Origin of the sequence: Oceanicola sp. D3, from assembly GCF_006351965.1 — a bacterium.
GTDB lineage: Bacteria > Pseudomonadota > Alphaproteobacteria > Rhodobacterales > Rhodobacteraceae > Vannielia.
Genome location: NZ_CP040932.1, coordinates 2,634,130 through 2,660,043, shown reverse-complemented (window position 1 = coordinate 2,660,043; position 25,914 = coordinate 2,634,130). Strand labels below are relative to the sequence as shown.

Here is a 25,914-nt window from a genome sequence, read left to right as displayed (position 1 = left end):
GCAAGGAAACAGAGCGTTGGGGTGGCCGGTTCCCGCCCTCTGTGGAGCGGTGAGCTACTGCTCGTACCATATATATTGGGCCGCAGGAGGTAAAAATCAAGTAAATCCGGCAGGCTACACCCCATATATAGGGGGGTAGCTGCAAGATTTGGCGAAACTTTGACTGAACCTCGACGGTATCAAAACTGATCCACGCCGCCGCCGCCCTGCTGCCATGGCTGGACGAGGTTGCCGAAGCGGGTGAACTGGCTCTCGAAGCTCAGTTCGACCGTGCCGATCGGGCCGTGGCGCTGCTTGCCGATGATGACCTCGGCCTTGCCGTGCAGGCGGGCCATGCGCTCTTGCCATTCGGCCATCTTGTCGAGCTGGTCATCGGAGGGCTTTTCGCGCTCGGCGTAATATTCTTCGCGGAAGACGAACATCACCACGTCGGCGTCCTGCTCGATCGAGCCGGATTCCCTGAGGTCGGAGAGCTGAGGGCGCTTATCTTCGCGGCTTTCCACCTGACGCGAGAGCTGGGAGAGCGCGATGACCGGAATGTTCAGCTCCTTGGCGATGGCCTTGAGGCCCATGGAGATTTCGCCGATCTCCTGCACCCGGTTTTCGGCGGTGCCGCGCAGAAGCTGGAGGTAGTCGACGATAATCAGGTCGAGCCCGTGGGTGCGCTTGAGGCGGCGGGCGCGGGCGGCGACCTGGCTGATCGGCAGGGCGGCGGTGTCGTCGATGAAGAGCGGGCAGGATTCCAGCGCCTTGGCGGCCTCGACGAAGCGGCGGAACTCGGCCTCGTCCATATCGCCCTGACGGATCTTGTGGCTGCTGATCTCGGCGGCTTCGGAGAGAATCCGCGAGGCGAGCTGTTCGGCGCTCATTTCGAGCGAGAAGAAGCCAACAACGCCGCCATCCACCGCGCCCTCGGTGCCATCGGGGCGCATCCCGCGCTTGTAGGCCTTGGCGATGTTGAAGGCGAGGTTGGTGGCCAGCGAGGTTTTACCCATGGAGGGTCGGCCGGCGAGGATCAAAAGGTCAGACGGGTGCAGGCCGCCGAGTTTGCGGTCCATGTCATCAAGGCCGGTGGCGATGCCAGCAAGGCCGCCCTCACGCTGGTAGGCGGCATTGGCGACGTTCACCGCGTCTGTGACGGCCTTGAGGAAGCTCTGAAAGCCGCTTTCGGTGCGGCCCTGTTCGGACAGTTTGTAGAGCGCCTGCTCGGCCTCGACGATCTGGTCTTTCGGCTCGGAGGCCACGTTGATGTCGGAGGCCTTGGCGGCAATGTCGCGGCCCAGCCCCATCAGCTCGCGACGAATGGCGAGATCATAGACGATCTGGGCGTAGTCACGCGCGGCAAAGCTGGCCACGGCCACCCCGGCCAGTTTGGCCAGATAGGCGGCACCGCCAACCTCTTTCAGCCCCGGCTCATCCTCAAGGTAGCTCTTGAGCGAAACGGGCGTGGCGGCGAGGTTCTTGGCGATCCGCGAGGCGGCGACCTCGAAGATACGGGCGTGGAGCGGATCATAAAAATGCTCGGCGCTGACCACCATGGCGATACGGTCGAAGATATCGTTGTTGGTGAGGATCGCGCCGAGCAATTGTTGCTCGGCTTCGATGTTGTGTGGTGATTGATCCGCGTCGCCGGAAGCGCCTTCCGGGCGGAATGCCGTAATTTCGTTCATGCTGATCTGTCCCCTGCTGGGACGGGTTGTTGCAGATGCTGCGGGCTCATGGAAGCCTTGGTAACTCGGTGGATAACTCGGGTTTCCCTATGGTCGCCTGCGGTGACCTCTACCAGATGTTGTGATTCTAGTCGAGGTTTTCAGGACGGGCCGATCGGTCAACCCGGCAGTTCCCTTGGCGGGCGATTCTTTGTGGCGGTTATCCCCATGTTTCCACAGGCCGCCGCGGATTTTACCCAGCGTTATCTTCGCGCCATTTGGCCGGGTCGTTCAAAAAGGCTTCCACCCCGTCCAGCGTTTCGGCGTCAAAAGTGCCGCGCTCGCGGGCGACGGCCAGCACATCCCACCAGGTGCAGAGGTGGTGCAGGGTCACGCCGTGATCGCCCAGCGTCTTCTCGGTTTCTGGGAAGATCCCGTAGTAGAAGATCACCGCCGTGTGCGCGCAGGTGGCGCCGGTTTCGCGGATGGCATCGACGAAGGAGATCTTGGAGCCGCCATCGGTGGTGAGATCCTCCACCAGCAGCACCCGCTCGCCCTCGGTCATCGCGCCCTCGATCCGGGCGTTGCGGCCATAGCCCTTTGGCTTCTTGCGCACGTAGCTCATGGGCAGGGCCATCCGGTCGGCCACGAAGGCGGCGAAGGGAATCCCAGCAGTCTCGCCGCCGGCGATGTTGTCGAAGGCCTCAAAGCCCGCGTCGCGCATGACCTTCACCACGAGGAAATCCATCAACGTGGAGCGGATGCGTGGGAAGCTGATGAGCTTGCGGCAGTCGATATAGGTCGGCCCCTTGAGGCCGGAGGAATAGGTGAAGGGCTCGCGCTGGTTGAAGTGCACCGCCTCGATTTCCAGCAACATCCCGGCGGCGATGCGGGCGATGGTGGCGTCGTCTGGATGTGAGGTGGGGATCATGGCGCGGCTCCTGTCATTGTCTTGCTCATAAATATCCATAAGGCCACGCCTGCAACCCACGCGACGCGAGGGGCAGGGCGGGCGTTCAGAGCTCGTCCTCCACCTGCCAGTGCAGCGGGCGGCCCGGATCAAAGACCACGACGGGGCCGTTTTCGGTTTCGATCTGCGGGGCGAAGGTGAGGGGCTCGTCGCCCTTGGCCAGCGTGATCGACGCTTCATTGGCGGGCAGGCGGTAGAAGGCGGGGCCGTTGCGCGAGGTGAAGCCTTCGAGCTTGTCGAGCGCCCTGGCCTCCTCGAAGAGCTCGGCAAGGCAGCTCATGGTGACGGGGGCGGAAAACACACCGGCGCAACCGCAGGGGCTTTCCTTGTCGGTGGCGAGGTGGGGGGCGCTGTCGGTGCCGAGGAAGCAGCGCTCGAAGCCCGATGTGGCCAGTTCGGCCAGCGCCTCGCGGTGCTTTTCGCGCTTGACCACCGGCAGGCAGTAATAGTGCGGGCGGATGCCGCCAACGAGCATGTGGTTGCGGTTGATCATCATGTGGTGCGTGGTGATCGTGGCGCCCAGATCATCGCCACCATCGCGCAGATAGGCGGCGGCATCGGCGGTGGTGATATGCTCCATCACCACTCGCAGGCCCGGGGTGGCGCGGCGCAGCGGGTCGAGCACAGTGTCGATGAAAACTGCCTCACGGTCGAAGATGTCGACGTCGTGGGTGGTGACCTCGCCGTGCATGCAGAGCGGCATGCCGATCTCGGCCATCTTTTCCAGCACCGGGCGCACCTTGTCGAAGTCGCGCACGCCGGAGGCGGAGTTGGTGGTGGCGCCCGCCGGATAGAGCTTTACCGCCTTGACCAGCCCTGTGGCATGGGCGGCTGCCACATCTTCAGGGTCTGTCTCTTCGGTCAAGTAGAGTGTCATCAGTGGCTCGAAGAGGCCAACGCCGGGCGCAGCGGCGAGGATGCGCTCGCGGTAGGCCATGGCATCGGCCATCGTGACCACGGGGGGCACGAGGTTGGGCATGATGATGGCGCGCGAGAAATGGGAGACGGTTTCGGGGAGCACGGCTTTGAGCATCGCGCCATCGCGCAGATGCAGGTGCCAGTCGTCGGGGCGGCGGATCGTGAGGCGCTTAGTCATGGCGCAGGCATAGCGCGGACGGGGCACGGGCACCAGAGGCGCGCGGGTTGGCTCAGTTGAGCGAAATGCGGAAATCGCCGGTGCTGTCGTAGGTGTAGCGCAGCCAGGAGGCGGCGATGCCGAGCGGCACGGAGGTGCCCCGGGGCTGGACCCAGTTCATCCCGTGCGGGCTGAGCTGGAGCGAGCGGAACTCGGTCGGCAAGGATTGCGAGCCGGGGCAGGCGGAGGAGCTGAAGTAAATCGGCTGGGTGGTGCGGTTCTTGATCGCGCCGAGGCCGTTGGGCACCTGGCTGTCCCAGATCGCAAGGCTCTCGGCCTCGCCGACATCGCCGCAGAGCGCGCGCATATCGGCTTCACTTTTGCCGTGCAGGGCGCGGTAGAAGCCGACCATGTTGGACACGAGATCTTCGGCCGAGAAGCCGGAATCGGTGAGCACGCGCCAGACCCAGCGGTTCTGGTAGCTCTCAAAGGCGAGCGATTCGGAGAGGAAGATGGTGTAGGCGACATGCACCAGCATCGCAGAGGAGAGGCCGCGTTTGACGATCCATTGGCGAGTGTTCAGCGGCAACTGGATGTGCCGGTTGCCCATCCGCTGGGTGTAGCTGACGAGGAAGGCGGGCGAGCTGTTGAGATAGATGTTGGAGCTGGAGTTGGCTGGCCAGTCGTTGTGGCCTGCCTTCAGGCGGGTGAGCAGGCCCGCCGCCCCGGTGCCATTGGCGTGACCCCAGTCGATCCAGCCACAGCGGCAGGTGTAGGAGAGACGCCGGAAGCCGTTGGCGTCGGGGTGTATATCGGCGCGGTCGGTCATGACGGTTCACTCAGGATTGGGAGAAGATGAGGGCAGCGCGGCAGCCCTCGTCGGTGCAGGTGCCGCGCCCGCCGAGAAGCACCTCGCCGTCGAGTCGGCAGAGCAGCACGGGCCAGTCGTCGGTGCGGCCCGGTTCGGGCGCGTGGCCCAGCTCGGCGCAGCGCTGGCCGATGACGGTTATCAGATCTGGCAGTTCCGTGTAGCGTCCGGGCGGGGTGGTGAAGGGCACCGTGAGGCTGCGCAGCATGGCCCCATCGGCGGCGGTTTCTTCGGGCTCGCCACTGGCATCAGCGCCCGCGGGCAGGCCGAAGGCGAGTGCCGCCTGTTCAAGCGGATCGGGCCGAAGGGTGAACCAGCCGAGCGCAAGGGCGAGGAGCACGAGCGCTGCGGCGGGCAGAAGACGGGAAATATTCATCGCATCAACATATTTGGCGCGCAAGGCGGCAAGGCAATGCGGGCACTATGTGCGTAAGCCGTTGATTTGACAAGCTCACCGAGGAGGCGGGCGGCGGGGTGCGCCCGGATTTTTGCTGCAACGCGGCATTCTCGGGGTGCTTCATGCTTGGGCATTGGTGCCTTAACCATGCAAAAAAGGAAAAATATGAGCCCCTGCGACCAGATGGAGCCTTTTCGCGGGTGCAGCAATCGCATAGGTTGGACGCGAGGGAAGCCTCCCGCACACGGCAGGTTTCGGGCGGTCTGCATCGCAGGCTTGCCGACGAGAAAGTGGAACAACCGATCTTTCGGGGCACAAGGCCCCGAGAGGAAAGGACAAAGAGGATAGACCGATGAGGCATGCAATCACTGCAATCGACATGTGGCGCAACGGCGTTGTGCTCTGGAGCTCGATGGTGGAGACGCAGGTTGATATCGCGCGGGCGAGCTTTGGCATGATGGATTTCTGGCCGGGCAGCCCGGCGGAGCTTCTGGCCGGGCCCTTTGGGGTGACGCAAAAGCCGAAGCCTGCTGCCAAGGCTAAGCCGGCGGCCAAGGCGAAACCTGCGGCTAAGGCAAAAGCGGCCCCGGCGGCAAAGGCCAAGGGCGAAGTGGTGCAGTTGGGCGGGGAGGCTGCAGCCAAGACTGCGCCCAAGACGCCCGCCGCGAAAAAGCCTGCGGCGAAGGCCGCGCCTGCCAGAAAGCCTGCGGCGAAGAAAGCAACGGCAAAGACGGCACCGGCGAAGGCCCCTGCAGCAAAGACCGCACCGGCGAAGACGGCAGCTGCCAAGACTGGCACCGCGAAGGCTCCCGCCGCGAAACCTGCGGCAACGAAGGCTGCAACAGCAAAGACCGCGACGCCGAAACCGGCCACGGCGAAGCCCGCTGCGCCGAAACCGGCGAGTGCAAAGACGACGGCCAAGCCCGAGCCGAAGGCGGCTGAGGCTGCACCGAAGCCTGCTACCAAGGCGGCCCCCAAACCCGCTGCAAAGCGCAAGCCCGCTGCTCGGAAGGCGCCTGCCAAGGCAGTGGCTGCAAAGGCCAAGCCCGCCGCGAACGCCGAAGCTGCAAAGCCTGCGCCTGAAGTGAAGGCCGAGGCCCCCAAGCCCACGCCCGAAGTGAAGGCGGAAGCGCCGAAGCCCGCACCCGAGGTGAAGGCGGAAGCACCGAAGCCTGCGCCCGAGGTGAAAGCCGAAGCCCCGAAGGCTGCACCCGCGGTGAAAGCCGAGGCGCCGAAGCCGGAGGCCAAGGTTGATGAGGCTCCTAAGGCTGCGGCAATTGCGGCGGAACCGAAGGCCGAAACCTCCGAAGCCGAGCAGAAACCTGCGCAGCGGACGAGCGGCAAACCCAAGATCTCTCTCGCGCCGGACTTTGAGCCGCGCTGAGGCCGGATTTCGGCGGGCGGGCAGAGCAAGGCTCTGACCCCAAGCAAACGACGAGGGCCCGATTGGCGGGCCTTCGAACCCCCGGAGACCTGCCGTGTACCCCAATTTTTATGCTCCCGACGCCTCGCAATGGCCCGCGCTTTCACAGGTCAGGCCCGAGCGGTTGGCGCTTGAGGTTTGGGCAACCGGGCTTCAGGCGGCATGGCTTGTGGCCGAGAGCCACTCTGTGATCTCGCACCGGGTGATGGGGTTTTCGGGGCTGGAGCCGCGCGGACGCGATGAGGTTCAGCGGATGTTCGTGGAAAAGAGCACCGCATTTTCGGCGGCGGCCATTGCGGGTGCGATGCTGGCGATCAGCGGGCGGCGGCCCGATGAGATTTGGCGGGCCATGATGCACCCGCTACGCCATACAACGGCGCGCAACCTGCGGCGGCTGGGCCGCATTCGCAACCTCCACGGTGGCCAGCGCCGTGCCGCCCGCGCACGGCTTGCCGCCGGACTCTCACGGCAGGCGGAAGCCTCCCAAGCGTAAAGCCGGGAAGGCGCGTGCTTAAGCGAAAATACTGCTGTTCTTGTGAGTGCGGTTCTTGTGAGGTGGGTCAGCCGCGTGAGCTGCGGGTGCGGAGCCGCGCGAGGCGCTCTTCCTCGACGCGAAGCATCTCGGCTTCGCCTTCTTCGTCCTCAAACCACTCATCGGGCGGCAGCCGGGAAAGCCCCGGCATGCGCAGGTAAACGACACTTGGGCCATCGCCCTTTGTGCGGTTTTGGGGATCTGAAGGGTCATCCGGTTTTGACATGCCGCACCTTAGCACAAAACGATGAAGAATTCCTTGTGGCTTGGTCATCTGGAATCGGCGGAGTAGGGTTTAGGTAACACTTCTGCCGGGGGATGATCTCAGATGGGTTTTGCGACGCGATTTTCTGCGCTTCAAGCCGCGCTGTTTTTGCTGGCTGCGCCCGCCTTGGCGGCATGCCCGAAGCCGGGTGATCTGGCGGGCGGCATTGCCATGCGGGACGACAGCGGCGGCGTCACCGTCTTTCGCCCGGGGCCAGCGCCGGGTGAGGTGACGGAGACCACGCTTTTTGATGACAACACCGGCTTTTTCCTGCGCTCGGCGGGCGGCTTGCTGGTGCGTGAGACCCACGCGTTGGAAAACGGCGCGCCGGTGGAGGACACGGTGGTGACCACTCAGCTCGAGGAGCCGGGCAGGGCCTTCCCGGTGGCCGAGGGGCGGCGGGTGGAGCTTGGCGGCACCGAGCGGGATGCAGGTGGCGCGGAGCGGTCACTCTCGGTGGTGATCGAAACCTCGCTGCGGCGCCGGGTGCTTTATGGCGACTGCGCGGTAGAGGTTATTCCGGTGCGGTTGACCTATGCCTACGAGGACAAGGCCGCGCAGGTCGAGTTTTTGGATTACTTGCCGGAGTTTGGCATCTCTCTGTTCCTGGGCTCTGGCGGCGCAGGGCAGGCGCCGGATATTTACCGGGTCGTTGAGATATTCAAGGCGCCGCCTCAATAGCTCTCCTCGCAGGTGCGGCGTAAATTCTGAAAATTCTCTGCATTGCAGCACGCGCAACCCGGGCATGCGGGATTGTCTGTGGTGGATCAGGCACTTGAGGGCTTATGTTGCATGGCAAGGGAGGAAGCCGATGAGAAAAGCAGTTCCAGGAGGTTTCCAGATGGCAACGCAAGCAACCGACGTTCAATATTCCCGCCCCAGCTTCATGGCGCGCGTGGGAGCCGGGTTTGACCGGGTTCTTTCCGCTCTCGTGTCCTTGGCCGAGGCAAACCCGCGCATGAAAGCCGTGTCGCGCCTGAGCGCGATGAGCGACGAAGAACTCGCCGCCCGTGGCCTGAAGCGCGAAGATATCGTGCGCCACGTGTTCCGGGACATCTACTACGTCTGAATACGTCGCCGCGGGGCGCAAGCGCGCCCCACGAAAAGATAGGCCCCGCCGCAGGGCGGGGAGGCACGTTCCGGATGGGACGGATGCAAGAGGGGCTGCCGTTTATTCGGCGGCCTCTTTTCGTTTCAGCGGCTCAGGCAGGCTGCGGCCCTCTTCCCGCAGGGCGGCCTTGGCGGCCTCATGGGCGTTGCGCAGGCGGGGCCAGTCGAAGCGCGCAAGCGCGGCGCGGGCGGCGATGCCGGTGAGCCAAGGCCGCTCGGCGGCGTCGAGCCCGGTGACAAGGCGGCGCAGCCACGGCCCGTGACGGTGCCGGTCGCGCCAGAGGCGGGCAAAGCCGGCGGGGGTCAGCTTGCCCCGCAGGGCGGCGCGCAGCAGGGGTTCGAGCACGCCCATATCATCCAGCTCGGTATCGAGCTTGTTGCTCAGCCAGCGGGTGCGGAGCTTGTGGATGTTGGGGGCCTCGAAGAGTGAGGCGTGCATTGCATCACGGGCAAAGTCGGGGTTGTAGATGACAAAGGCGCTTTCGGCGGCTTCGAGCATGTCGGGTGCGTAGCCGTAGCGCGAGGTGAAATCGGTGCGCCTCATCTCGGGGTAGCGGCTTTCCCATTCGGTGCGGGCCGGGTCCAGCGTGGCCAGCGGGCGCAGGAGCACCGAGGTCGAGAAGGGGGCGGCGACCGAAAAGGCGGCCGCTGCATAGCCGCAGGGGCCGCAGCCATAGAAGACCACGCGATCGAACTCGTCGAAGAAGCCTTCGTCGATCAAACCGTCGAAGTAGTCAAACACCTCCTGAGCGCGGAAGAACCCGTCTGTCTCGGAGTAGAGGCAGAGCTGGGAGCAGCCGTCGCGCCCGGCGATCTGGAGGCCATAGGGCAGGCCGCCCTGTCCTTCATCGCGGATTGTCTCGGCCATCTCGAAGGTCACGAGGAGGGTTTCGCCATCCTCGGTGAACAGCGCGCCGTGATCGTCGCCCAAACGCAGGTGGACGCCGTGCTCGGCGCCATGTGCGTCGAGTGTCACGCGCCAGCGGGCGCGGCGAGTGGTTTCAGTATCTTGGGTCATGGCAGCCCCGGCGCACCCCACGTGCGTTTCCCGGGATTAACCATAAGTCCTTCGCGAGGCGGAATCCATCGCCTCGGTGTGCTGTTGACGAATGAGCTCTAGAAGAACGCCTGCAGCCCGGTTTGTGCACGCCCGAGGATCAATGCGTGGATGTCGTGCGTGCCCTCATAGGTGTTCACGGTCTCGAGGTTGGCGGCGTGGCGCATGACCTGGAACTCCTCGGAAATGCCGTTGCCGCCGTGCATGTCGCGCGCGATGCGGGCGATTTCCAGCGCTTTGCCGCAGTTGTTACGCTTCATCAGCGAGATCAGCTCGGGCGGGCAGCCCTCGCCATCAAAGAGCTGGCCCGCACGCAGGGCGCCTTGCAGGCCAAGCGCGATCTCGGTTTGCATGTTGGCGAGCTTGAGCTGAAAGAGCTGGGTGCCCGCGAGGGGTTTGCCGAATTGCTTGCGATCCAGCCCGTATTGCCGTGCGGCGTGCCAGCAGAACTCGGCGGCACCCATCGCCCCCCATGCAATGCCGAAGCGGGCGCGGTTGAGGCAGCCGAAGGGGCCGGAGAGGCCCTCGGTGGTGGGCAGCAGGGCGTCTTCGCCGACTTCGACATTGTCCATGACGATCTCGCCGGTGACGGAGGCGCGCAGGGAAAGTTTGCCGCCGATCTTGGGGGCGGAGAGGCCTTTCATGCCCTTTTCGAGCACGAAGCCGCGAATCTTGCCGCCGTGCTCTTCGGACTTGGCCCAGACCACGAAGACATCGGCGATGGGGCTGTTGGAGATCCACATCTTGGAGCCGTTGAGAGTGTAGCCCGTGGCGGTTTTGGTGGCGCGGGTCTTCATGCCGCCGGGATCGGAGCCTGCATCGGGCTCGGTCAGGCCGAAGCAGCCGATGAGTTCGCCCGAGCAGAGGCCGGGGAGGTACTTGCGGCGCTGCTCCTCGGAGCCGTAGGCGTTGATCGGGTGGATCACGAGAGAGCTTTGCACCGACATCATCGAGCGGTAGCCCGAATCGATGCGCTCTACCTCGCGGGCGATGAGGCCGTAGGAGGTGTAGGAGGCGCCAAGCCCGCCGTATTCCTCGGGGATGGTAACGCCGAGTAGACCAGCCGCGCCCATAAGCGGAAAGAGCTCCGGCGCGACAGTGGCGTCGCGGTAGGCCTCGATGATGCGGGGGGCCAGCTCGGCTTGGGCGAATTGGGCGGCGGCGCGGGAGAGCATCCGCTCGTCTTCACCAAGCTGGTCGTCGAGGCGGAAGGGATCTTCCCAAGTGAATGTGGCTTTGTCGGACATGATGGCTCCCTCCCGGTGGTTCGCTGCGCAAGGTAACGGATTGCGCGGCGAGGGGAAGGGGGTGCGGAACGCTGTTTCGCGTGGCGGACGTTGTGCCGCGCAGGCGGGGCGGGGTGAGCCGCCGCCCACCGCTAGGGCGCCCTATGCTGGGCAGCCGGCGATGGGCGGGAAAATCGGCGCTACTTCACGGTGATCGGCAGCTCCGCAATCGGCGTGTTATCGGCGTGGAGCACGTATTTCAGCACGTAGTCGCCGGGCGCATCGGGAAGCTTGAGCCGGAGTGGAGAGCCCGATTTCGTGTAGCTGTAGGCGGTGTAGGTGCCGCCCGCCGCTGGGTAGATGGCGATGTAATCCTGCCGGTTGTCCGGCCCTTCCCACTCCACCATCAGCTCACCGCCGGCCATGGCCTCGCCTTGCGGGGTGAGCGCGGCCGTAGAGGGGGTGACGGTGATGGGCACCTCGGCAATCGCGCCGCGCCCGACGTTCAGGATATAGCGCACCACGTAGCTGCCGGGGGTGGGCGGAACCGTCACTTCGGCGGGGTTGCCGCTGGAGGTGTAGGCATAGTCGAAATAGGTGCCGCCCGTCGCAGGGAAGATGGCGATATAGTCGTTGCGGTTGTCCGGCCCGGCCCACTCCACTTGCAGGGTGCTGCCGATGGAGGCTTCGGGCGGGACGGTGAGGGTGGCCGAGGTGGGCGAGACTTCGACCGGCACGCTTGTCAGCTCCTTGCGGTCCACGTTCTGCACATAGGCGATGCGATACTTGCCCGGCTCTGCGGGCACGGTCAGGTCGAGGGGCGAACCCTCCTTGGTGTAGGTGTATTCGGCGTAGCGGTCTTCGCCCTCGGGGAAGATGGCAATGAAGTCGTTGCGATCATCGGGGCCGGTCCAGCTGACCTTGACGGAGCCGCCTGCGGGCAGCTCGGCGGGCGGGGTGATAGAGGCGCTAACGGCGGTGACTTCCACCGGGACGCTGGTGAGTTCAGTGCGGTCTACGTTTTGCACATAGGCGATGCGGTATTTGCCGGGCTCTGCGGGCAGCGTGAGGTCGAGGGGCGAGCCCTCCCGGGTGTAGGTGTATTCGGCGTAGCGGTCTTCGCCCTCCGGGAAGATGGCGATGAAGTCGTTGCGATCATCGGGGCCGGTCCAGCTGACCTTGATGGTGCCGCCTGCGGGCAGCTCGGCGGGTGGGGTGATGGAGGCGCTGACGGCGGTGACTTCGACCTCGACGCTGGTGAGTTCGGTGCGGTCCACGTTTTGCACGTAGGAGATACGATACTTGCCCGGAGCCGAAGGCAGCGTGAGGTCGAGGGGGGAGCCCTCTCGGGTGTAGGTGTATTCGGCGTAGCGGTCTTCGCCCTCCGGGAAGATGGCGATGAAATCGTTGCGATCATCAGGGCCTTCCCAGCCGACCTTGACGGTGCCGCCTGCGGGAAGCTCGGCGGGCGGCGTGATGGAGGCGCTGATGGCGGTGACTTCGATCGGCACTGTGGCAAGGATCGTGCGATCCTGATTCATGACATAGCGCAGCTCATAGGAGCCGGGTTCGGCGGGCAGCTGGAGGTCGAGCGGCGAGCCTTCGCGGGTGTAGCTGTAGGCCTCGTATTTGGTGCCGCTGTCCTCCGCGCGGGCGATGGTGATGTGGTCGTTTCGGTAGTCCGGCCCGGTCCAGCGCACCTGCACGGTGCCACCGGCAGGCAGGCTCTCCGGCGGGGTGACACTGGCCTCGACTGGGGTGACCTCGATCGGCCGTGTGGCGAGCACCTTGTTGCCGTCGCGCAGGATGTAGCGCAGTTCGTAGGTGCCCGGCTCGGGCGGCATTTGCAGATCAAGCGGGGAGCCGTCGCGGATGTAGGTGTAGTTGATCTGGTTGCCATTGCCGGGGATGCCGACGGTGATGGTGTCATTCTTGCCTTCGGGGCCCGTCCAGCGCACCGGGATCGTGTCGCCCGCGGCGGCTGTGGCTGCGGCATCCAGCGTGGCAGCGGGCTTGTATTCGGGCAGTTCGACGGTGACCGTCTTGTTGACGGAGCCAACACCCACCACCGCCTCGGCGCTGGCCTCATCGGCGGGGCGCATCACGGTGACGCGGTATTCGCCCTTCTCCAACTCGGCGGTGAAGCCATCGACATTGAGCGGGCCTTCAATCAGCGCATCGCCCCGGTATAGATCCCAGACCAGCGGGTCGGAGATGCGACGGCCATGCTTGCCGTCGGTGGCCTGAAACTTCACCCGCACGGGTGGGGCGGGGAAGATGACGGTGACGGTTTGGGTGCCGGGGGTGACGGTAAAAGTGGCGCTGCGGGTGAGCTCATCGGAGGGGCGGGTGGCGGTGACATCGTAGATGCCCTCTTCGAGCGGCAGAGTTGGGGCGGGCTCAAGGATGGTGCTGCCGATGGGAGTGCCGTTGCTGGTGATCTCCCAAGCCAGCGTTTCGGAGATGAAGCTGCCGCCTTCGCCCGCCGTGGCGCGGAAGCGGACCTCGTGGGTTTCAGGCTCAGGCTCCGGCGCGGGCTCGATATCGACCACGGCGACCATGGCGGTGGCCAGCTCGGCAGCGTTGGAGGCCTCGATGAACTGGCCGCCGGTTTCATCGGCGATGCATTGCATCTGGCGCAGGGCCTCGGCCTCGGAGACATCGAAGCCGACGACATGGGCGGTGAAATCCACCCCGGCCTGCTCCAGCGCGGCGGCGGCGGCGCAGGGATCGGGGTCACAGGTTTCAATGCCGTCGGAGACGAGGATGACGGTGGCCTTTTCTTCCGTGTATTTAAGCGCTTCAGCGGCTTGGCGCACGGCCTCGGTCATCGGGGTTTTGCCCTTGGGCGAGACGCCGTTGACCGCGCTCTGGATGGCCGGTTTGGTGCCGGTGCCGGGCTGCACGACGGTTTCAATATCGCTGCAATCGCCTTTGCGGCGGTGGCCGTAGAGGGTGAGGCCAAGCTCCTGATTGTCGGGGATGGTGCCAAGCACGGTGCCGACCACCTCCTGCGCGATGGTGATCTTGGCCTTGCCGTCGATCTGGCCCCACATCGAGCCGGACCCATCCATCACCAGAATCGCCCGGGGGCGCTCCTGTGCCGTGGCGGCGGCTGCAAAAAGGGTGCACAAGCAAAGGGTTATCGCGCGAAGCATGGGGAAAGGCCTCTATGTCAAAATGATTTGCCCCAAAGTTAACCACGGGCCGGGGCTTGCGGCAAATTGACCTTGCAGCGGGCGCGGGCCACAAGCGGCGGATGACCGACTCCAACGCCCGTACAAACTGGCCGCTCGTCACCCTGCTTTACCTGCTGGGTCTGCTGGCGGCGGGGCATTTTGCCAAGGTTGCGCTGACGCTGGGGGCGCTGGGCACGCGCTACCCGGAGGCGGGCGGCGCGCTGCCACTGGCGGTGTCGATGACCTCGGTGGCCGGGGTGATCTTTGGCGCGACGGCGGGCATCGTTGTGGCCCGCTTCGGGGCGCGGCGGGTGCTGATAGCGGCAATCGTGGGCGGCGTGGCGCTGGGTGCGGCGGAGGCGCTGCTGCCCACCTTCGGGCTGTTTTTGGCACTTCGCCTGGCCGAAGGGTTTGCCCATCTGGCGATCGTCGTGGCCGCGCCAACGTTGATGGCCGCAAGCTGCGCCCCGGCCCATCGCGGCGCGGTGATGGGGCTTTGGGGCACCTTCTTCGGGATCGGGTTTGCGCTGATGTCGGTGCTGGAAATGGGTTTGGGAACAGGGCTTTACTGGGCGCATGCGGCGCTGCTTGCGGTGGTGGGCGGGGCGCTTGTGCCGCTGCTGCCGCGCGCCGTGGGGCAAGGGCCGGCGGTGGCCGAGGGCTGGCTGGCGCGGCATGTGGCGATCTACACCAGCGCCCGCCGCTTTGCCCCGGCGCTGATGTTCTTCTGGCACGCGATGATGTTCATGGCCCTGATCACCTTCCTGCCAGAGTTCCTTGGCACGTGGACCGCACCGCTGCTGCCGCTGGTCGCGCTGTTGGGCACCTTCTGGGCCGGAGCGGCGACGCAGCGGATTGCGCCGCAAAGGCTGGCGCTGGTGGCCTTCGCTGCCGGGGCGGCGCTGATGGTGCTGTTCTACCTGTTCCCGGGCGTGCGGCTGGCGCTTGCCGTGCCGATGCTGCTGGCCTTCGGGGCAGTGCCTGGCGCGGCCTTTGCCGCCGCGCCGTTGCTCAACCCCGACCCGGCCGACACCGCCCGCGCCAACGGGGCCATCGCGCAGTTCGGCAACATCGGCACCGCGCTCACCATCCCGATTTTCTCGCTCGCGCTGGGTGCGGGCCTCGGCGGCATGGCGGTGCTGGTGGTGGGGCTTTCGCTCGCCGGGATGTTGGCGGTCTGGCTGATCTTCGCTCGCGTCAGCCCTTTGGCGGAAGCAGGGTGATGGTGGTTTTGGCCGCCCGCCGCCGCAGCGCGTAAACCTCTGCAAATTCAGGGTCTTCTGCCCAAGCGCGGGCGGCTTCGGCGGAGGGGAAGGCGAGCAGGACGGAGGCCGGAGGGCCGCCGCCATTGTCTTCCAGCACCTCGCAATCTGGCCCGCCGGCGATCATCTCGCCGCCATGCTTGGCCACCGGCTCGAAGCCGCGTTCGCGGTATTGCTGCATCAACTCCGGGTCTGTCACCTCGAGCTGGACGGTCACGTAATGGGTCATGGTCTCTCCTTTTGCTGGGGGCACCATGCCGGGGGGCTGGCCTTTGTAAAATTGCTCGGATCGGCAAGGGGCCTGTGCAATATTGCAAGGGGCAGGCCGGGCAACTGTTGGAGGAGGATGGGGCGATGTTGGAATGGAATGATCTGCGCCTCGTGCTGGAACTGGCGCGCGCCGGGAGCCTTTCAGGCGCGGCGCGGGTGCTGGGGGTGAACCACGGAACCGTGTCGCGGCAGTTGGCCCGCTTGGAGGCGCGTGCGGGGCGGCGGTTTTTCGAGCGGTTGCCCGATGGGGTGCAGCCCACGCCAGAGGGCGCCGCAACGGCAGCGCGGGCGGAGGTGATGGAAGCCGAGGCCATCGCGCTAGACCTCGAACTGGCAGCCCGCGCCGAAAAGGGCGGGGTGCTGCGGGTAACGGTGCCCCCACTGGTGGCAGACGCCCGCTTTGCAGAAGATATCGCGCTCTGGCGGGCCGAGAACCCGCTGGTGGAGCTGCATATCCTCGGGGACAACCGCATCCTCGACCTGCACCGCCGGGAGGCGGATGTGGCCATTCGCGTCAGCCATGCGCCAGCCGAAAGCCTGTGGGGCCGCAAGATCGCCGACCAGCGTGCGGGGCTTTATGCCAGCCCGGGGTTTATAACTGGTTACCGTGCGGCGCTGACGGGCGAGGGGCCGCTGCCGGTGGTGGGCTTTACCGCCTGGAAAGAGCCGGTGGCCCGGAGCATCCGCGCGCGCTTTCCCAATGCCGTTCTGGCGACACTGTGCGATGACATGATGGCGGCGGTTAGCCTTGTGAAACAGGGGATCGGGCTCACCCGAATGCCTTGCTTCATGGAGGGTGAGGGGCTGGTGCGGGTGCCCGGCACGCCGCTGGAGCCATACATGCCGATCTGGGCGCTGACCCACCCTGAGCTGAGGCATGCGCCGCTGGTGGCGGGCTTCCTGCGCTACATCGCGCGCCGGTTTTCTGACCGGGCGGCGCATTATGCGGGGGCGTTGTGACGGGCTGTCAGCATGTTTACGTAATGTTCTCAATTTTATGTTGGCTGTTTCAAAGCGGTGCTCTATCTCTTGGCCTTGTGAACCGCCGGGGGTGACATGGCCGAGTTGAAGCATATCGAAGTGCGGGGTGCGCGAGAGCATAACCTCAAGGGGATCGACGTGGATATTCCGCGCGACGAGCTTGTGGTGATTACCGGGCTGTCTGGCTCGGGAAAATCGAGCCTCGCGTTTGATACCGTTTATGCCGAGGGGCAGCGGCGGTATGTTGAAAGCCTGAGTGCCTATGCCCGGCAATTCCTTGATATGATGGAAAAACCTGATGTGGATCACATCAGCGGCTTGAGCCCGGCGATTTCGATTGAGCAGAAGACCACCTCGAAGAACCCGCGCTCGACCGTGGGGACGGTGACGGAGATTTATGACTATCTCCGGCTGCTCTTTGCCCGTGCCGGAACGCCCTATTCCCCGGCCACCGGCCTGCCCATCGAGGCGCAGCAGGTGCAGGACATGGTGGACCGTGTCATGGCGATGGAGGAGGGCACGCGGGCTTACCTGCTGGCCCCCATCGTGCGTGACCGAAAGGGGGAATATCGCAAGGAATTCCTCGAGTTGCGCAAGCAGGGCTTTCAGCGGGTGAAGGTCGACGGGGCGTTTCATGAGCTTGATGACGCGCCGAAGCTCGACAAGAAATATCGCCATGACATCGACGTGGTGGTTGACCGGATCGTGGTGAAGGAAGGGATCGAGACGCGGCTGGCGGATTCGTTCCGCACGGCGCTGGACCTGGCGCAGGGCATCGCGATTTTGGAAACCGCGGTGAAGGAGGATGAGGAGCCGGAGCGCTTTACCTTTTCCGAGAATTTTGCCTGCCCTGTCAGTGGCTTCACCATCCCCGAAATCGAGCCGCGGCTGTTTTCGTTCAACGCGCCCTTCGGGGCCTGCCCGGAGTGTGACGGGCTCGGGGTGGAGCTGTTCTTTGACGAGCGGCTGGTGGTGCCTGACCAGGCGCTGAAGATTTATGACGGGGCACTGGCGCCTTGGCGGAAGGGCAAGAGCCCTTATTTTCTTCAGACAATTGAGGCGATTGCCAAGCACTACGAGTTTGACAAGAACACGGTGTGGAAGGATCTGCCGGCGCATGTGCAGCAGGTTTTCCTCTACGGATCGGGCGAAGAAGAGATCAAGTTTCGCTATGACGAGGGCGGGCGGGTTTATGAAATTTCCCGGCCTTTCGAGGGGGTTATCCCCAATATGGAGCGGCGCTACCGGGAGACCGACAGCAACTGGATCCGCGAGGAGTTTGAGCGGTTTCAGAACAACCGGCCTTGCGGGGCCTGCGGGGGCTACCGGCTGAGGGAAGAGGCGCTGGCGGTTAAGATCGCGGGCGACCATGTGGGGCAGGTGGTTCAGCTCTCGATCCGTGAGGCGCTGGAGTGGATCGACTCCGCGCCGAAGAAGCTGAGCAAGCAGAAGAACGAGATTGCCAAGGCCATTCTGAAGGAAATCCGTGAGCGGCTCGGATTCCTGAATAACGTCGGTTTGGAGTATCTTACGCTGTCACGTTCAAGTGGCACATTAAGTGGCGGCGAGAGCCAGCGGATCCGGCTGGCCTCGCAGATCGGCTCTGGCCTCACAGGCGTGCTCTATGTGCTCGACGAGCCCTCCATCGGCTTGCACCAGCGCGACAACGGGCGGCTGCTGACGACGCTGAAGAACCTGCGCGACCAAGGCAACACCGTGATCGTGGTGGAGCATGACGAAGAGGCGATCCGCGAGGCGGATTATGTCTTCGATATCGGCCCGGGGGCGGGCGTGCATGGTGGCGAGGTCGTGGCGCATGGCACTCCTGCGGAGATTGCGGCGAATCCGAAGTCTGTTACCGGGGAGTATCTCAGCGGAAAGCGAGAAATTCCTGTGCCCACCGAACGCAGGAAGGGCAACAAGAAGAAACTGACGGTGAAGAAGGCCAGCGGCAACAACCTGAAGGATGTGACCGTTGATTTCCCGCTTGGGAAATTCGTTTGTGTTTCGGGGGTTAGCGGGGGTGGTAAATCCACGCTGACGATTGAGACGCTGTTCAAGACGGCTTCGATGCGGCTGAACGGCGCGCGGCAGACGCCTGCGCCCTGCGAAACGATCAAGGGGCTGGAACTGCTGGATAAGGTGATTGATATCGACCAGCGGCCCATCGGGCGGACTCCGCGTTCAAACCCAGCGACTTACACCGGGGCCTTCACCCCGATCCGTGATTGGTTTGCCGGGCTGCCCGAAGCGAAGGCGCGGGGATACAAGCCGGGGCGCTTTTCTTTCAACGTGAAAGGGGGGCGGTGCGAGGCGTGTCAGGGGGATGGGGTCATCAAGATCGAGATGCACTTTTTGCCCGATGTCTACGTGACCTGCGAGACCTGTCAGGGTGCCCGCTACAACCGGGAGACGCTGGAAATTCGGTTTAAAGGCAAGAGCATAGCGGATGTTCTTGATATGACCGTCGAAGACGCGCAGGAGTTTTTCAAGGCGGTGCCGAGCATCCGTGAGAAGATGGATGCGCTGGTGCGGGTGGGCTTGGGCTACATCAAGGTGGGGCAGCAGGCGACGACGCTCTCTGGCGGTGAGGCGCAACGGGTGAAGCTGAGCAAGGAGCTCGCCAAGCGGAGCACCGGGCGGACGCTGTATATCCTTGATGAGCCGACGACCGGCTTGCACTTTGAGGATGTGCGCAAGCTGTTGGAAGTGCTGCATGAATTGGTGGATCAGGGCAACTCGGTGGTGGTGATCGAGCACAACCTCGATGTCATCAAGACCGCCGACCACATCATTGATATCGGCCCCGAGGGCGGCGATGGCGGGGGCACCGTGGTGGCCACGGGCACGCCGGAACAGGTGGCCGAGGTGGAGGCCAGCCACACCGGGCGATACCTTAAGGAAATGCTTGCGGCGAAGCGGGTGGCGGCGGAATGAGCCGGGCCACAACCCATGCACAAGTGATGCACATCCCATAACTCTGAGCTTGCGCACATTGGGCGCGGGTTTGGATGTTAATGTGCGGCTGCGCTGGGTTTGCTTGATCTTAACTGATCGTCCGGGGATGGCGTGGTTGGTTTTGGTGCGTGGCGTCCTGCGGCCGCTCCCGGGATCCAAACCCGCGGGCTACGCCGCTATCAACCCGGAGGTATGCCGCCGCTCAGAGGAAGGTGCCGGTTATTGCGCCGGATTGGCGGGTGTGGCGCGTAGGTAGTAGCTGCGCAGCATGGCCGCGAGGGTGGCGAGCGCGCCGAGGGCCGCGAAGAGGGCAACATCGGTGTGGGTGCCCCAATCCTTTATCGCGATGGCGGCGAGGGCCCAGGCGAGGGCAAGCGCGTAGGTTGGGTGCGGGCGCAGGGTGAGCAGGGCGGTCAGGCCAACCACCAGCGCGCCGGTGATGCAGGCGAAGGCCCATGCGGTTTGGCCCATCCAAAGGCCGAACCCGGCTGCGGTGATGCCGAGCGAGGCGAAGCTGGCGGCGGTGAGCCAACCCGCGAAGAGGCCGAGGGGCGCGCCGAGCAGCCAACTGTCGTGGGAGGGTGCGCGGGCGGCGGCGCCAAGGGCGAGGATCAGCATCACGAAGATCAGCACGGTGGCCCAGATGGGCGAGAGGGTTGCCGTGTAGAGCCAGAAAGTGCCGAGGGCGAGGGCGCCGAAGAGGGGCCAGCGGGGCCTGTCCCACGCCGGATCCATAGCGCGGGCGAGCAGGCCGTAGACTGCGGAGACGATGAGCCACGCGTAGATAAGCCCCCAGATGGAAAAGGCCCAGCCGGCGGGTTGCACAGGCGGGTCGATTTGGGGGACGGGGAAGAGCGCGGGATCGTAACCGGCAAAGTTGGTGACGAAGAGCGGCGAGGCGACGAAAGTGGCTGACGCGGCCAGCACGAGCAGGGCTTTGAGACGTTCCATGCCCAGATAACGCTGGAGAGGCGCGGGTGGTTTCATTTTCGCGCCTCTCTTGGTTGGTGCATCAGTTGGCGATGGCTTCAACGGCGCGGATCAGGTCGAGCACCTCGGCGGTGTCATTGTCGATCCGGACCAGAACGCCATCGGTGACCGCGTAGCGCGACCCGCGCGGCGCGGGCTCGAGGCCATATTGCCAAGGCTTCACGACCACGTAATCACGCCCGCCGAGATCGGTGCCCACGTGGATGCGCGGTGCATCGCGTTGCGCCTTCTTGGCCTGCCCGGGGGGCACGCAGGACGGGCTTTTTTTGGCCAAGCCGGGCGGGCAGCCGCGTGCTTGGCTTTGCTCGACGCGGTGCTTTTGCTTGGCGTTGGCCTTTTTCGCCTGGCCTTTGCCCTGCGCGAGCACCGGTGTGCCGAGCGCAAGGCAGATCGCCGTGGCGGCGGCTGTCAGTTTGGTCAGTCGGGTCATCTTGTGCCTCGCTCGATGTGCGGTGCCTCGTGGGGCGTTGGGGGCACAACACGGCGGGTCGGCTCAGGTTTCATCACAGCGGGTTGATGTTGTGATGTGGTGCAAATGCCGCTCAGCGCTTCATCGGGCAGGTGTTGAGGCCGAAGAGCGAATAGAGTGGGCAGGTTGCGAGCAGGCCGGTGACGAGGGGGATGATGCCAATCAGGTAAAGCCAGCTATAGGCGCTGTCACGGTTGAGCACGAAGCCGATGAGCAGGCCCGCTCCGACGAGGATGCGCAGGATGCGGTCGATTCCGCCTACGTTGTTCTTGAACATGGGTGCCTCCTGAAAAATATATTCGAATGTTAGAATACAATAAGCGAGGGTCGGATGGCAGAGGGCGAATGGACGCAGGGCCGCGGCGGATATAGGGCCGCCGCGGCCAGAGGCGGCGGCCTATGCGTCGCCTTTGGAGCGGGCGAGGTTGCAGTGGCGGTGGGTGATGCGCAGAGGCATGGCGTTGTAGGCGTTCATCAGCATTTTATACTGCTTTTGCACTCCGCCGCGCCGATAGACCGGATCCCGCTCCACCTTCCGTTTGCGGTGCCGCCAGTCGGGGCCGTAGTGATCAATCGGTGGGGCCTCGCGGTGGAGCCTGCCGCTTTTTGATTTGTAGCTGATCTTGCCTGCATCGTCGATGTCGATGGGCTTGCGGCAGATTGCGCAGACCAGCTTGCCACCGATGGTTTGCCCTTTCATCAACGAGCCGCGCACATGGGTGCGCCAGCGTAGCCCGGCGCGGTTGGAGAGGGAGAAGGTTCTGTCTCCGTCCGAGCGGATGGGGGTGGCGCGCACAATGTCGGCACCGGTTTCTGGGCAGGTCCGGCCAACAGGGCTGCCGCTGCACTTCATCTCGCAGACTTCGCAGTCTTCTTCGGCACATTCGATCGTCCATTCGGTCATTGGAAAATTCCTTATGGTGATAAAAATGACGTAGCGTCAATGTGGGGGCGCACCCGCAGCGGTGCAACCGTGGGGTGTGCAAAATTTTGGAGCGATGGGTGACGCCGGGGGCTGGGTAAGGCCCTTCGCTACGAGCGCTTGCGGCTTTCGAAGCGGGGGAGCATGGCGGAGAAGTCCTTGTCGCCCGCGCCTTCAGCCTCAACGAAGGCTTCGTAGAGCTTCATCGCGGCTTCGCCCATCGGGGTGTCGGCGTCGGCCTGTTCGGCGGCCTGTTGGGAGAGGCGCAGGTCTTTCAGCATGAGGGCGGCGGCGAAGCCGGGCTGGTAGCCGTTGTCTGCCGGGCTTTGCGGTCCAACGCCGGGGGCGGGGCAGTAGGTGTTCATGCTCCAGCTTTGGCCGGAGGAGGTGGAGACCACATCAAACATCGCCTGCCGGTCGAGGCCGAGCTTGTCGGCCAGTGCGAAGCTTTCGCAGGTGGCGATCATGGTGACGCCGAGGATCATGTTGTTGCAAATCTTGGCGGCCTGGCCCATGCCCGCGCCGCCGCAGTGGACGGACTTTTGCCCCATGATGTCGAAGAGCGGTTTGGCAGTGGTATAGGCTTCTGCCGGGCCGCCGACCATGAAGGTGAGGGTGCCTGCCGTGGCGCCGCCGGTGCCGCCGGAGACGGGCGCATCCAGCGCGGCGAGGCCGGAGGTTTGCGCCGCTTCGGCCACCGCTTGGGCGGAGGCGACATCGACGGTGGAGCAATCGAGGTGGATGGTGTTCTGGCCCATCGCCGGGTGGATCTGGGCGGCGACGGCGCGCAGGATGTCGCCATTGGGCAGCATGGTGATGACCACCTCGGCCCCAAGCGTGGCTTCGGCAGCGGAGGCGGCGAGGGGGATGCCCTCGGGCTTGGCCGCGGTGTCGAAGCCGGTGACATCATGCCCGGCGGCGATGAGGTTGAGGGCCATGGGCGCGCCCATGTTGCCCAGTCCGATGAAGCCGATTTTCATGGGGTATCCTCCGGAAATGTAAGTTCGTCATCGCCCAGTGGGGCGAGCATGGCCTGCACCTCGGCCTCCGTCACCTCGGCGAGCGCGGCGTGGGGCCATTTAGGCTGCTTGTCCTTGTCGATCACGGCGGCGCGGATGCCTTCGAGGAAGTTGCCGTGTTCCATGCAGCGGTGGGTGAAGCGGTACTCGAGGGTGAGGGCCTCGTGGATGGTGCTGCTTGGCCCGAGGCGGCGCAGGATTTCGATATGGCAGGCCGTGGCGAGCGGGTCGGCGCGGGTGAGGGCCTTGAGCGCGGCTTGGGCGAGGTCGGATGGATCGGCGGCGAGGGAGGCGGCGATCTCTGTGTGGGGCTTTTCGAAGTGGGCGGCGATGCCGCGCATCTGGATGTAGAAATCGGCCTGGGCGGCGAGGTTGGCGCCTTCGAGCTCGGGCGGCACGTGGGGGCTGCCGGTTTCGGACATGCGGGCTTTAAGGGCGGGCCACTGGGCTTCGGCGACGAGATGATCGGCGAAGCCGAAGAGGCCGTGCATGGCCTTGAGGCGGTGGCCGGTGGTGCCCAGCCACGCCCCCGCGCCGGGGTGGAGGGCGGAGAGCTTTGCAAGAATGTGGGAGCCGCCGACGTCTGGCACCAGCCCGATGGCGCATTCTGGCATGGCGATCTGGGTGCTATCGCCGATGATGCGGTGCGCGGCATGGCAGCCGAGGCCCACGCCGCCGCCCATGGTGAAGCCTTGCAGGAAGGCGACGACGGACTTGGGGTAGGTGGCGAGGCGGGCGTTCATGGCGTATTCGTCGCGCCAGAATTTGCGGCCGTAGTCGTAGTTTCCGGCGATGCCGGTTTGATACATCTCGACGATATCGCCGCCGGCGCAGAAGGCCTTTTCGCCTTCGGCGTCGATCAGGATGATCTCGACGGCCGGGTCTTCGGCCCAGTCTTTCAGGGCGGTGTCGATGGCGAGGCACATCTCGTAGGTGAGGGCGTTGAGCGCCTTCTCACGGGTGAGCGTGATGCGGCCTGCGCGGCCTTCGGTGCGGATCTGGATGTCGGTCATTTGGCGAGCATGCCACGGGCCACGATCATGCGCATGATCTCGTTGGTGCCTTCGAGGATCTGGTGGACGCGGAGGTCTCGGGCGAGCTTTTCGATGCCGTAGTCGGCGAGGTAGCCGTAGCCGCCGTGGAGTTGCAGGCATTGGTCGACGATGCGGCTGCCGGCCTCGGTGCAGAACTTCTTGGCCATGGCGCAGTGCTGGGTGGCGTCGGGGGCTTGGGTGTCGAGCTTCCAGGCGGCTTGGCGCAGGAAGGTGCGGGCGGCTTGCAGCTCGATCTCCATATCGGCGAGGCGGAACTGGAGGGCTTGGAACTGGTCGATGGAGCGCCCGAAGGCCTTGCGGTCGGCCATGTAGGCGAGGGTGGCAGTGAGCGCTGTTTGCGCGGCGCCGAGGGAGCAGGCGGAGATGTTGAGGCGGCCACCGTCGAGGCCCATCATAGCGTATTTGAAGCCAGCGCCTTCTTCGCCAAGGAGGTTCTCGGGCGGGACGGGGCAGCTATCCATCTGGACCTGCCGGGTGGGCTGGGAGCGCCAGCCCATCTTGTCTTCCAGCGCGCCGAAAGAGAGGCCATCGGTGCCGTCTTCGACGATGAGGGCGGAGATGCCGCGCGGGCTGTCGTCTCCGGTGCGGGCCATGACGATATAGGCATCGGAGTAGCCGCCGCCGGAGATGAAGGCCTTGGTGCCGGTCAGCTGGTAGCCTTCGTTGGTTTTGGTGGCGCGGGTCTTCAGCGCCGCCGCGTCGGAGCCGGAGCCGGGCTCGGTGAGGCAGTAGGAAAAGACCGTCTCCATGGTGAGGGCCTTGGGCAGATACTTGTCGCGGGTTGCGTCGGACCCAAACGCCGAGAGCATCTTGGCGCACATGTTGTGGATGGAGAGGAAGGCGGCGACGGAGGGGCAGGCCATGGAGAGGGCCTCGAAGACGAGGGTGGCATCGAGGCGGGAGAGGCCGGAGCCGCCGTGCTCTTCGGGGACGTAGAGGCCGGCGAGGCCGAGGGCGGCGATCTCGGGCCAGAGGGCCTTGGGGATGGTGCCCTCGGCCTCCCATGTGCGGGCATGGGGGGCGATGGCGTTTTGGCCAAAGCTGTGGGCCATGTCGAAGATGGCGGTTTGCTCTTCGGTGAGTTCGAAGTTCATGTGTGCTCCTCCCCAGGGGCGTTATTGAACGCTGGGTCAATTCTGGAGGTAAGGGGGAGGGTTGGCAAGGGGGTGGTTGAGGGCGAACCGGCCATTGACAGACTGTGGCGGCGCAACGATTCAGCTTCCGCAAGAGCAGTTCTTTACCAACGAACACCGGAAATAGTGTGGCCAACAACAGAACGCCAAGTCTTAATTTAGATTTCTTAGCTTCCTATTCCAAGCAACGCCAAGATTAACGCCAGTATCGCGGCAGCCAATTGTCCAACGCCGGCGTCCAAGAATTTTTCTGCAAGGTATTTCAAGGGTGACACAATTACCTCAAGCGCGGCCTTCACGCGCAGCAAACTGCCTCTCAGCAGTTGGCGTCCAGCGCTCAGTTCGGCTGGCACGAATTCTTTTACATCACCTTTAAGGCTGTTACTTTTTGAGATCTGTGTGGCAATCTCATCAAGCCCATCCGTGATCTCTTTTACCTCCGGCGCGTTGTGGTCAATGCGTACAAACCTATCAGATCCGGGAATCGATCCCCCTTGAACTCGTCGTTTCAAATATCGATCAAGTTCGCGTTGATGGGGAATGAATAAATTACTGACAAATTGGTAATTTGCATCGTTATAATCTCCACGATGCTCATAAAAATAGCTCGCAATAAATCCTTCATAGTTAATTAAATCTGCGGCTAGTGCCCGCACCAGGCATAGCTGAGCGGCGATCCTGCGATCCTTGTCCAACGGCCAGTCAAAAGTGTTGTTACCCATACCGCTCTGTTCAATCAGCATGGTCTCTGAAATCTCATCGAGAGTTATCAAACTACCCAACTCATTGAGGATAGCCGACAAGCGGTCTGGCGCATTGTCGATTAAGTGTAGCCAACGTGCCAAGATTTTGGGGCAATCCGTAAATTTCGTATCCAAAGCAAGTTGTGCGACTTCATCTAGTTCTTCAAGAAAATATAGTTCGTCATCTTCAATCATTGAGAATCTCCTGAACCGATTGGATCAATATGAATAATTTCTGAACCGGAGCACAAGTGTGGCAATCGTTGAAGGTCAGGCGTCTTTGTAGTTGGAGTCGCCCCACTGAACGGAATCTCAAATAACGTCCGCAAGTTCTCCAAAAGTCCGTTTTTGCTCTCGCGCC

Annotated in this window: 25 protein-coding genes; 7 read left to right on the top strand and 18 right to left on the bottom strand. The window is 64.1% G+C overall.

Features of this window, described 5'->3' with window-relative positions; genetic code table 11:
* Nucleotides 1-179 precede the first annotated feature (179 nt).
* The 5 genes from FHY55_RS13480 to FHY55_RS13460 all read right to left on the bottom strand — a co-directional run bounded on the left by FHY55_RS13480 (nt 180) and on the right by FHY55_RS13460 (nt 4,938).
* On the bottom strand, nt 180-1,670 hold the full coding sequence (locus FHY55_RS13480) for a replicative DNA helicase (protein ID WP_140014692.1): 1,491 nt from the start codon (nt 1,668-1,670) through the stop codon (nt 180-182).
* A gap of 232 nt (nt 1,671-1,902) precedes the next feature.
* A complete protein-coding gene (locus FHY55_RS13475; protein WP_140014691.1) occupies nt 1,903-2,580 on the bottom strand; it encodes an orotate phosphoribosyltransferase in 678 nt (225 codons plus the stop codon).
* Between the two features lie 85 nt (nt 2,581-2,665).
* On the bottom strand, nt 2,666-3,715 hold the full coding sequence (gene pyrC / locus FHY55_RS13470; RefSeq protein ID WP_140014690.1) for a dihydroorotase: 1,050 nt from the start codon (nt 3,713-3,715) through the stop codon (nt 2,666-2,668).
* 52 nt (nt 3,716-3,767) lie between these two features.
* Complete coding sequence (locus FHY55_RS13465) at nt 3,768-4,523, bottom strand: hypothetical protein (protein WP_140014689.1); 756 nt, start codon at nt 4,521-4,523, stop codon at nt 3,768-3,770.
* Nucleotides 4,524-4,533: 10 nt separating this feature from the next.
* Complete coding sequence (locus tag FHY55_RS13460) at nt 4,534-4,938, bottom strand: hypothetical protein (protein WP_140014688.1); 405 nt, start codon at nt 4,936-4,938, stop codon at nt 4,534-4,536.
* A gap of 373 nt (nt 4,939-5,311) precedes the next feature.
* On the opposite strand from FHY55_RS13460, the gene FHY55_RS13455 reads away from it, so the two are divergent.
* Both FHY55_RS13455 and FHY55_RS13450 read left to right on the top strand, forming a co-directional pair.
* Complete coding sequence (locus FHY55_RS13455) at nt 5,312-6,343, top strand: transcriptional regulator (RefSeq protein ID WP_140014687.1); 1,032 nt, start codon at nt 5,312-5,314, stop codon at nt 6,341-6,343.
* 94 nt (nt 6,344-6,437) lie between these two features.
* Nucleotides 6,438-6,875 (top strand): hypothetical protein, encoded by a 438-nt coding sequence (locus FHY55_RS13450; protein WP_140014686.1) that lies wholly within the window; start codon nt 6,438-6,440, stop codon nt 6,873-6,875.
* Between the two features lie 67 nt (nt 6,876-6,942).
* Here the strand turns inward: FHY55_RS13450 and FHY55_RS20900 are convergent, their stop codons facing one another.
* Nucleotides 6,943-7,065: a hypothetical protein gene (locus FHY55_RS20900; RefSeq protein WP_256377564.1), complete on the bottom strand. Its 123-nt coding sequence runs from the start codon at nt 7,063-7,065 to the stop codon at nt 6,943-6,945.
* A gap of 177 nt (nt 7,066-7,242) precedes the next feature.
* Here FHY55_RS20900 and FHY55_RS13445 point away from each other — a divergent pair, with 177 nt between their 5' ends.
* The gene (locus FHY55_RS13445; protein WP_140014685.1) at nt 7,243-7,860 is read left to right on the top strand and encodes a hypothetical protein; all 618 of its coding nucleotides are present in this window, start codon (nt 7,243-7,245) and stop codon (nt 7,858-7,860) included.
* 160 nt (nt 7,861-8,020) lie between these two features.
* Nucleotides 8,021-8,248 (top strand): DUF1127 domain-containing protein, encoded by a 228-nt coding sequence (locus FHY55_RS13440; RefSeq protein ID WP_254695308.1) that lies wholly within the window; start codon nt 8,021-8,023, stop codon nt 8,246-8,248.
* A 102-nt stretch (nt 8,249-8,350) separates the two neighbouring features.
* On the opposite strand, the gene FHY55_RS13435 is transcribed toward FHY55_RS13440, so the two are convergent.
* The 3 genes from FHY55_RS13435 to FHY55_RS13425 form a co-directional block, all read right to left on the bottom strand.
* Nucleotides 8,351-9,307: a phosphoadenosine phosphosulfate reductase gene (locus tag FHY55_RS13435; RefSeq protein WP_140014684.1), complete on the bottom strand. Its 957-nt coding sequence runs from the start codon at nt 9,305-9,307 to the stop codon at nt 8,351-8,353.
* A gap of 98 nt (nt 9,308-9,405) precedes the next feature.
* On the bottom strand, nt 9,406-10,593 hold the full coding sequence (locus tag FHY55_RS13430) for an acyl-CoA dehydrogenase (RefSeq protein WP_140014683.1): 1,188 nt from the start codon (nt 10,591-10,593) through the stop codon (nt 9,406-9,408).
* Nucleotides 10,594-10,772: 179 nt separating this feature from the next.
* On the bottom strand, nt 10,773-13,706 hold the full coding sequence (locus tag FHY55_RS13425; RefSeq protein WP_210410486.1) for a VWA domain-containing protein: 2,934 nt from the start codon (nt 13,704-13,706) through the stop codon (nt 10,773-10,775).
* Between the two features lie 125 nt (nt 13,707-13,831).
* On the opposite strand from FHY55_RS13425, the gene FHY55_RS13420 reads away from it, so the two are divergent.
* Complete coding sequence (locus tag FHY55_RS13420; protein WP_140014681.1) at nt 13,832-14,974, top strand: MFS transporter; 1,143 nt, start codon at nt 13,832-13,834, stop codon at nt 14,972-14,974.
* Here FHY55_RS13420 and FHY55_RS13415 read toward each other — a convergent pair.
* Nucleotides 14,949-15,242, bottom strand: coding sequence for a DUF1330 domain-containing protein (locus FHY55_RS13415; RefSeq protein WP_168223008.1), 294 nt, complete (start codon nt 15,240-15,242; stop codon nt 14,949-14,951). The genes FHY55_RS13420 and FHY55_RS13415 overlap by 26 nt on opposite strands.
* A gap of 125 nt (nt 15,243-15,367) precedes the next feature.
* On the opposite strand from FHY55_RS13415, the gene FHY55_RS13410 reads away from it, so the two are divergent.
* Together FHY55_RS13410 and uvrA are read left to right on the top strand one after the other, a co-directional pair.
* The gene (locus tag FHY55_RS13410) at nt 15,368-16,243 is read left to right on the top strand and encodes a LysR family transcriptional regulator (RefSeq protein ID WP_140014679.1); all 876 of its coding nucleotides are present in this window, start codon (nt 15,368-15,370) and stop codon (nt 16,241-16,243) included.
* Between the two features lie 96 nt (nt 16,244-16,339).
* A complete protein-coding gene (gene uvrA / locus FHY55_RS13405; protein WP_140014678.1) occupies nt 16,340-19,201 on the top strand; it encodes an excinuclease ABC subunit UvrA in 2,862 nt (953 codons plus the stop codon).
* Nucleotides 19,202-19,441: 240 nt separating this feature from the next.
* On the opposite strand, the gene FHY55_RS13400 is transcribed toward uvrA, so the two are convergent.
* The 8 genes from FHY55_RS13400 to FHY55_RS13365 all read right to left on the bottom strand — a co-directional run bounded on the left by FHY55_RS13400 (nt 19,442) and on the right by FHY55_RS13365 (nt 25,748).
* The gene (locus FHY55_RS13400) at nt 19,442-20,173 is read right to left on the bottom strand and encodes a hypothetical protein (RefSeq protein ID WP_140014677.1); all 732 of its coding nucleotides are present in this window, start codon (nt 20,171-20,173) and stop codon (nt 19,442-19,444) included.
* Nucleotides 20,174-20,234: 61 nt separating this feature from the next.
* Nucleotides 20,235-20,642 carry an RcnB family protein gene (locus FHY55_RS13395; RefSeq protein ID WP_140014676.1) on the bottom strand — a complete coding sequence of 136 codons (408 nt, stop codon included), beginning with the start codon at nt 20,640-20,642 and terminating at the stop codon, nt 20,235-20,237.
* Nucleotides 20,643-20,754: 112 nt separating this feature from the next.
* Nucleotides 20,755-20,958 carry a DUF2892 domain-containing protein gene (locus tag FHY55_RS13390; protein WP_140014675.1) on the bottom strand — a complete coding sequence of 68 codons (204 nt, stop codon included), beginning with the start codon at nt 20,956-20,958 and terminating at the stop codon, nt 20,755-20,757.
* Between the two features lie 120 nt (nt 20,959-21,078).
* The gene (locus tag FHY55_RS13385) at nt 21,079-21,585 is read right to left on the bottom strand and encodes a hypothetical protein (protein WP_140014674.1); all 507 of its coding nucleotides are present in this window, start codon (nt 21,583-21,585) and stop codon (nt 21,079-21,081) included.
* Between the two features lie 128 nt (nt 21,586-21,713).
* Nucleotides 21,714-22,583 carry a 3-hydroxyisobutyrate dehydrogenase gene (gene mmsB, locus FHY55_RS13380; protein WP_140014673.1) on the bottom strand — a complete coding sequence of 290 codons (870 nt, stop codon included), beginning with the start codon at nt 22,581-22,583 and terminating at the stop codon, nt 21,714-21,716.
* Nucleotides 22,580-23,635: an enoyl-CoA hydratase/isomerase family protein gene (locus tag FHY55_RS13375; RefSeq protein ID WP_140014672.1), complete on the bottom strand. Its 1,056-nt coding sequence runs from the start codon at nt 23,633-23,635 to the stop codon at nt 22,580-22,582. Before FHY55_RS13375 ends, mmsB begins: the two co-directional genes overlap by 4 nt.
* Nucleotides 23,632-24,771, bottom strand: a complete 1,140-nt coding sequence (locus tag FHY55_RS13370) for an acyl-CoA dehydrogenase family protein (RefSeq protein ID WP_140014671.1) — start codon at nt 24,769-24,771, stop codon at nt 23,632-23,634. The genes FHY55_RS13375 and FHY55_RS13370 overlap by 4 nt, the downstream gene beginning before the upstream one ends.
* A 206-nt stretch (nt 24,772-24,977) precedes the next feature.
* Nucleotides 24,978-25,748, bottom strand: coding sequence for a hypothetical protein (locus tag FHY55_RS13365; RefSeq protein ID WP_140014670.1), 771 nt, complete (start codon nt 25,746-25,748; stop codon nt 24,978-24,980).
* Nucleotides 25,749-25,914: the final 166 nt, after the last annotated feature.

What these genes read in the sequence shown, in the direction of transcription:
- FHY55_RS13415 (WP_168223008.1), bottom strand. Translation starts at nt 15,242, where the DNA reads ATGACCCATTACGTGACCGTCCAGCTCGAGGTGACAGACCCGGAGTTG.
- FHY55_RS20900 (WP_256377564.1), bottom strand. Translation starts at nt 7,065, where the DNA reads ATGCCGGGGCTTTCCCGGCTGCCGCCCGATGAGTGGTTTGAGGACGAA.
- FHY55_RS13365 (WP_140014670.1), bottom strand. Translation starts at nt 25,748, where the DNA reads ATGATTGAAGATGACGAACTATATTTTCTTGAAGAACTAGATGAAGTC.
- FHY55_RS13375 (WP_140014672.1), bottom strand. Translation starts at nt 23,635, where the DNA reads ATGACCGACATCCAGATCCGCACCGAAGGCCGCGCAGGCCGCATCACG.
- FHY55_RS13455 (WP_140014687.1), top strand. Translation starts at nt 5,312, where the DNA reads ATGAGGCATGCAATCACTGCAATCGACATGTGGCGCAACGGCGTTGTG.
- uvrA (WP_140014678.1), top strand. Translation starts at nt 16,340, where the DNA reads ATGGCCGAGTTGAAGCATATCGAAGTGCGGGGTGCGCGAGAGCATAAC.
- mmsB (WP_140014673.1), bottom strand. Translation starts at nt 22,583, where the DNA reads ATGAAAATCGGCTTCATCGGACTGGGCAACATGGGCGCGCCCATGGCC.
- pyrC (WP_140014690.1), bottom strand. Translation starts at nt 3,715, where the DNA reads ATGACTAAGCGCCTCACGATCCGCCGCCCCGACGACTGGCACCTGCAT.
- FHY55_RS13430 (WP_140014683.1), bottom strand. Translation starts at nt 10,593, where the DNA reads ATGTCCGACAAAGCCACATTCACTTGGGAAGATCCCTTCCGCCTCGAC.
- FHY55_RS13400 (WP_140014677.1), bottom strand. Translation starts at nt 20,173, where the DNA reads ATGGAACGTCTCAAAGCCCTGCTCGTGCTGGCCGCGTCAGCCACTTTC.
- FHY55_RS13465 (WP_140014689.1), bottom strand. Translation starts at nt 4,523, where the DNA reads ATGACCGACCGCGCCGATATACACCCCGACGCCAACGGCTTCCGGCGT.
- FHY55_RS13445 (WP_140014685.1), top strand. Translation starts at nt 7,243, where the DNA reads ATGGGTTTTGCGACGCGATTTTCTGCGCTTCAAGCCGCGCTGTTTTTG.
- FHY55_RS13480 (WP_140014692.1), bottom strand. Translation starts at nt 1,670, where the DNA reads ATGAACGAAATTACGGCATTCCGCCCGGAAGGCGCTTCCGGCGACGCG.
- FHY55_RS13385 (WP_140014674.1), bottom strand. Translation starts at nt 21,585, where the DNA reads ATGACCGAATGGACGATCGAATGTGCCGAAGAAGACTGCGAAGTCTGC.
- FHY55_RS13395 (WP_140014676.1), bottom strand. Translation starts at nt 20,642, where the DNA reads ATGACCCGACTGACCAAACTGACAGCCGCCGCCACGGCGATCTGCCTT.
- FHY55_RS13410 (WP_140014679.1), top strand. Translation starts at nt 15,368, where the DNA reads ATGTTGGAATGGAATGATCTGCGCCTCGTGCTGGAACTGGCGCGCGCC.
- FHY55_RS13420 (WP_140014681.1), top strand. Translation starts at nt 13,832, where the DNA reads ATGACCGACTCCAACGCCCGTACAAACTGGCCGCTCGTCACCCTGCTT.
- FHY55_RS13390 (WP_140014675.1), bottom strand. Translation starts at nt 20,958, where the DNA reads ATGTTCAAGAACAACGTAGGCGGAATCGACCGCATCCTGCGCATCCTC.
- FHY55_RS13435 (WP_140014684.1), bottom strand. Translation starts at nt 9,307, where the DNA reads ATGACCCAAGATACTGAAACCACTCGCCGCGCCCGCTGGCGCGTGACA.
- FHY55_RS13440 (WP_254695308.1), top strand. Translation starts at nt 8,021, where the DNA reads ATGGCAACGCAAGCAACCGACGTTCAATATTCCCGCCCCAGCTTCATG.
- FHY55_RS13370 (WP_140014671.1), bottom strand. Translation starts at nt 24,771, where the DNA reads ATGAACTTCGAACTCACCGAAGAGCAAACCGCCATCTTCGACATGGCC.
- FHY55_RS13475 (WP_140014691.1), bottom strand. Translation starts at nt 2,580, where the DNA reads ATGATCCCCACCTCACATCCAGACGACGCCACCATCGCCCGCATCGCC.
- FHY55_RS13460 (WP_140014688.1), bottom strand. Translation starts at nt 4,938, where the DNA reads ATGAATATTTCCCGTCTTCTGCCCGCCGCAGCGCTCGTGCTCCTCGCC.